The organism is Streptomyces albireticuli (genome assembly GCF_021228125.1).
Taxonomy (GTDB): Bacteria; Actinomycetota; Actinomycetes; order Streptomycetales; family Streptomycetaceae; genus Streptomyces; species Streptomyces albireticuli.
Map to the genome: position 1 here is coordinate 1 of NZ_JAJQQS010000049.1, position 5,302 is coordinate 5,302.

3 protein-coding genes and 2 pseudogenes are annotated in these 5,302 nt (G+C 57.8%); 3 read left to right on the forward strand and 2 right to left on the reverse strand.

Annotated elements, in window-relative coordinates; genetic code table 11:
• Positions 1-154 precede the first annotated feature (154 nt).
• Positions 155-376, forward strand: a pseudogene (locus LUZ64_RS36220) (transposase); the annotation flags it as partial.
• Positions 377-594: 218 nt separating this feature from the next.
• Here LUZ64_RS36220 and LUZ64_RS36225 read toward each other — a convergent pair.
• Complete coding sequence (locus tag LUZ64_RS36225; protein WP_232390642.1) at positions 595-1,599, reverse strand: TlpA family protein disulfide reductase; 1,005 nt, start codon at positions 1,597-1,599, stop codon at positions 595-597.
• Positions 1,600-1,658: 59 nt separating this feature from the next.
• Between LUZ64_RS36225 and LUZ64_RS36230 the strand changes: the two are divergent.
• A pseudogene (locus LUZ64_RS36230) lies at positions 1,659-2,466 on the forward strand (IS5 family transposase).
• Positions 2,467-2,900: 434 nt separating this feature from the next.
• On the opposite strand, the gene LUZ64_RS36235 reads toward LUZ64_RS36230, so the two are convergent.
• Positions 2,901-3,752 carry a phosphatidylinositol-specific phospholipase C gene (locus tag LUZ64_RS36235; protein WP_095582578.1) on the reverse strand — a complete coding sequence of 284 codons (852 nt, stop codon included), beginning with the start codon at positions 3,750-3,752 and terminating at the stop codon, positions 2,901-2,903.
• Between the two features lie 126 nt (positions 3,753-3,878).
• On the opposite strand from LUZ64_RS36235, the gene LUZ64_RS36240 reads away from it, so the two are divergent.
• Positions 3,879-5,186: an IS630 family transposase gene (locus LUZ64_RS36240; protein WP_095582579.1), complete on the forward strand. Its 1,308-nt coding sequence runs from the start codon at positions 3,879-3,881 to the stop codon at positions 5,184-5,186.
• Positions 5,187-5,302 lie beyond the last annotated feature (116 nt).

A 5,302-nucleotide genomic window follows, 5' to 3' on the forward strand; every position in this document is an offset into this window, starting at 1 on the left:
AAAGGCGACGGCGTCCACCACGCCATACCCGGCATCGCCCGCCCCCACAACCCCACCCTGACCGGATGACAGAGGAAACGAACCAGCCAACCTGCATCCCCTGAACCAACAACAGGACAGCCCTTAGATTCGCCCACGACCGGGCCCGGGAGGGCACGATCCCGCGAGTAAGAGCGGCGGCAACTCGAGGAACGGGAAACGCTCCAAGACCGTCATCATGGACGTCGGCCCGGTGGAGATCGAGGTGCCGCAGGACCGGGAAGGAGCCTTTGAGCCGCATATCGTGAAGAAGCGGCAGCGCCGGCTGACCGGCATCGACGAGATGGTCCTGTCCCTGCCGGCGAAGGGTCTGACCCACGGCGAGATCTCAGCCCATCTGCCCGGTCGGCCCCGCTGTGAAGAAGAACGCGGACGCGCAAGAAGAGAAGGGCACGCCCCAGCATCCACATCAAAATCATCACATGCTTGACCGGGCATACGGGACATCATTTAGTAGTCAAGTGAATAGTTTCAGGGCGCACTGGATTGACGCAAATCCAATGAACCGCAAAAGAGGAACGAATTATCCCTTCCGGAACATCTTATGTTGCATTATCAATATGCGTTAACAATGGACATGTTGGCCCCTCCTGCTCGATTCGGTGAAACCCGTAGTACAGCCGGAAGACTTTCAACGTGGAAAGCCTTGCTAAGATCGCCCCCTTGCGACTCGAGAACCACGTCGGCAACAGGTAGCAGCCGCTCGGTGAATTCATCGGAGAGATTACCTATTTCGCCAATTATGACAACAAGGACACGACTGCGGTGAATTTTGTCATTTTCGACGCGCTCTATAAATCGCGGAAGTTCTCTCCGGCACAAGCCGCAGGAGGGCGAGAAAAAAGCAACCAACGTTTCATCAGAAAACTGGTGCGTTACTCGCTTACCGTTAATCGTTATCCCATTGAACTCGCCAACAGGGTCCTCTAAAGCGACCGACTCAGCATCGACCAAAATGTTACCAGGGGTGGCGATACCCATATCGCGGTCGCGTGAAGGTGAGCCTCTAACATTCTTAGGGACTTGCCGAATCAAGTAAATACGATCTTGAATTTTATCAAATATCACGAAAAGGACCCCCGCGATAACCCCTAGCATCGCCGACACGAATACGTTGCCCGAGGGTGAAGATCGATGGGTCGCTATAGATAAGGCGGCGGCGAGGATAGCTAAGCCCGCAAGAAGTACATTACGCACAATTTGGCGGACCCCTAGTGGGCGGGTCGAGGAACCGAAGCAGGAGCAGGTAACAGCCGTACCCTCTTCGCGTCCTGTAACGCGAATAATGGCCAAGCTGAAAGAAACAAGCATCATAGAGGCTAGCGCCAGGCCAAGAGTAAAAATCCACTGTATAGGAGCAATTAGCAGAGCAACCACTGCCCATTCCGAAGCAACTACACCACCTGCGGTTAACACTACTGCTCGCTGAGGAATTATCCGCAGGTTGTTCAAGGAACTAGCGAAGGAAGTAAATGAACCTCGCCCAAATGTTTTACTAAGCGAAGAAATGAAGAATATGGTTCCAATGCAACCTCGGATCGCCCACAGGGCATACGACATTAGAATGTGTCTCCTCTCTTAGACCTCATCTCATTTGGCTGGTTCGGTAGGCTATCGGTGTGGTGGGGATCGTTGAGCGGCTGGTGCCGGACGAGTTGTGGGAGTTGTTCCAGCGTGTGGTGCCGGAGGCGCCGTCGCGGCCACAGGGTGGCGGGCGACGCCGGCATGGCGACCGGGAGGTGCTGGCCGCGATCGTGTTCGTGGCCACGTCGGGCTGCACGTGGCAGCAGTTGCCTTCGGCGTCGTTCGGGCCGTCCGGGGCCACGGCCCATCGGCGCTTTGCCGAGTGGACCAAGGTGAGGGTGTGGCCCAAGCTTCATCGCCTGGCCCTCGACGAGCTCGGCTCCCGCGGCGAGTTGGACTGGTCCCGCTGTGCGATCGACTCGGTGAGCGTGCGCGCCCTGAAAAGGGGGACCTGACGGGTCCGATCCTGTGGACCGGGGCACGTACGGCTCGAAGATCCACTTGATCACTGAGCGGACCGGTCTGCCCCTGTTCGTCGGGATCTCAGGGGCGAACCTGCACGTCAGCCAGGCCCTGATCCCTCTCATCAAGGGCATACCGCCGATCCGTTCCCGTCAAGGACCACGGCGACGTGGACCAGGCAAGCTCCACGCGGACAAGGGCTACGACTACTCCCACCTGCGACGATGGTTACGCGGGCGCGGTATCACCCATCGCATCGCCCGCAAGGGCATCGAAACCTCCCAACGACTGGGCCGGCACCGCTAGACCATCGAACGCACGATGTCCTGGATCGCCGGCTGCCGCCGACTCCACCGCCGCTACGAGCGCAAAGCCGAACACTTCCTGGCTTTCACCAGCATCGCCTGCACCCTCACCTGTTATCGGAGACTCGCCAAATGAGATGAGATCTAAATGGTGCCCTGTAAGTCCCGGACTGACGTGCGATAGTCTTCGCGGGATACTGTGGTGGTGACACCGGAGCCGGGCTAAATGGGTTTTCCTCCCGAAGTCCGAGGAGAATTCCGCAACCTCGTGGTCCTTGTGCGTCGTCGAGTCATGGTGCGCCGATCTGCGGGCAAGTCGTGGGGTCGAGAGGCCCTTTGGTAGGTCATACACCACCACCGTCATCATAAAACTTACCCACCCTCCTCCAAAGCCATGATCCATGTTGCGGTGATCGACCCCATGGCTCCACCAAATCGCAGGAGAAACCGGCCTCTGAACTGGAGCGTAGCCCAATCATGGGGGTAGAATCAAAATTAGCGGACCAAACCATTCAGCGAGAGCTTACCAACTTGTCAACCGCCCATAGGAAAGTCGTTAGGCGTCGTGAGTTAGTTTTTGAATGAGTTACAGCGGATCACGCCTTCCATTAAATTGTCGCTATCGCCTGTGTCGTTACCAGCCGGGCGGTTCACATAATCCATGGCAATCACTCCAGTCGTCTTTCCTGGGGTAAAAATCCCCTTATCCCCTAATAGATCTAAGACGTACGGGTTCATATCTTTAGCAAAAGACCATGGCGTCCAAGTGCTGGATCCAGCACCATTTGCGCTAGTATGGTTTACAAATAATTTAATCTTCGGGTCTGCGGCCAGAGCGCGCGCGAGATGTCCTTTTATCTCATCCTTCTTCTTTTTTACGGTCGGATCTTTATAGTCATCTTGAATGTCGACTTGCGTCGAGTCGCTGAATCGAATCCCGCTCCCAAGGTAAGGCCAGCCTGACATCAGAATCACTTTACCGCGCGCCGAGCCGAGCTTGGGAAATGAATTAGATACATAGAACAAGGATCCCCACCCCCGCTTGTCTAGATAATCTCTAAAGATGGCTTGAAAGTCTTCGCCGCTAACTTCCGAGTACTCTTGCTGAATTCGCATTAATATCGTTTCCGATGGGTTCTCTTTCAGGAAGCCATTGCAAATTTCCAAAACATCCCCAAACATCTTTTCTTGATAAAATGGACCATGGTGAATCGCAAAACTTCCTTCTATTGCCCGGCAGCGTATATCTAAGTATCGTATTCCATGATTTAATTGCCATCCTATATCTTTTTCTTGACATTGGGCAAATCCGAGCGATGCGCCTGGGTGCATCGCGCAAGATTCGTGAGAACCAGGTATAGAAATATCGGTTACGCTTGCGCTATCAACGATCCCCGACATCCAGTTCTTTAGATTGGTCATAATATTTCCATCCTTTCAGATTATATCTCATGGGTGGGATACCGTTATCTCTGTGCATGAAACATGGCGATGCGGAGCTAGTGTGATGCGCCCGAAATCGGGGGCTTAAGTCTGTAGCCTGTTTTCATGCCTCGGGGTCCTCGTGCTGTTGAAGTCAGGCTGTCTGGTGCGGAGTTCGCCGAGTTGTCGCGCTGGACGGATGGGGCGGTAGAGCCCCGTCTCGCCGAGCGGGCCCGCATCATTCTGGCGTGCGCGGACGGGGCACCGAATACGCGTGTGGCGGCGGACCTGAAGGTAACCGTGGACACGGTGAGGAAGTGGCGGGCCCGGTTCGTTGCCCATCGGCTCGAGGGACTGATGGACATGCCACGGCCGGGGCGGCGCAAGGCGGAGCTGGTACTCAGCGAGGCGGAGCGGGCTCAGCTGACGCGCTGGGCGAGGCGGGCGAAGACCGCGCAGTTCCTGGCCCTGCGCGCAAGAATTGTGCTGCGGTGCGCGGAGGGCGGGACGAACAAGCAGGTGGCGGCCGAGCTCGGTGTGCACGAGCAGTCGGTGAATCGCTGGCGGGCTCGGTTCGTCAAGCGGCGACTGGACGGGCTGACCGACGAGCCACGGCCGGGCCGGCCACCGTCCATCCTGCTCGACCAGGTCGAGGACGTCGTCATCGCAACGCTGGAATCCACTCCGGGCAGGGACACGCACTGGTCACGAGCCTCGATGGCCGCCCGGACCGGGCTATCGAAGTCCACCATCGGCCGGATCTGGAAGCGGTTCGACCTCAAGCCGCACCTGCAGGATCCCTTCAAGCTCTCCACCGACCCGCAGTTCGTCGCGAAGGTCGTCGACGTCGTCGGCCTCTACCACAACCCGCCCGAGAAGGCGGTGGTGCTCTGCGTCGATGAGAAAGCCCAGATCCAGGCACTGGACCGGTCACAGCCGGTGCTGCCGATGATGCCGGGCATGCCCGAACGCCGCACCCACGACTACCTGCGGCACGGCATCACCAGTCTGTTCGCCGCCTTCAACATCGCCGACGGGACCGTGATCGGTGAACTGCACCGCCGCCACCGGGCCATCGAGTTCAAGAGGTTCCTGGTCACAATCGACAAGGCGGTTCCCGCCTGCCTGGACGTGCACCTGGTGTGTGACAACTACGCCACCCACAACACTCCCGAGATCAAGACGTGGCTGGGCAGACACCCCCGCTTCCACGTCCACTTCACACCCACCGGCTCGTCCTGGATCAACCAGGTCGAGCGGTGGTTCGGCATCCTGACCGACAAGCTCATCCGCCGCGGTGTCCACACCTCCGTGAAGGCGCTGGAGAACGACATCAGGGCCTGGATCGACACGTGGAACGAGAATCCACGGCCCTTCACCTGGACCAAGACCACCGACGAGATCCTTCACTCCCTCGCCGGCTACGGGTCTTGACCCCGGGTTTTGGACACCGGAGAGACTTGGATCTTGATGGTCCAGGAGAACGGAGTCCCCGTGGGGATGAAGCATTACCCCGCCGAGTTCAAGGCGGACGCGGTGGCGTTGTACCG

Excerpts from the sequence above, each read along its gene's own strand:
- LUZ64_RS36240 (WP_095582579.1), top strand. The coding sequence starts at position 3,879 with ATGCCTCGGGGTCCTCGTGCTGTTGAAGTCAGGCTGTCTGGTGCGGAG.
- LUZ64_RS36235 (WP_095582578.1), bottom strand. The coding sequence starts at position 3,752 with ATGACCAATCTAAAGAACTGGATGTCGGGGATCGTTGATAGCGCAAGC.
- LUZ64_RS36225 (WP_232390642.1), bottom strand. The coding sequence starts at position 1,599 with ATGTCGTATGCCCTGTGGGCGATCCGAGGTTGCATTGGAACCATATTC.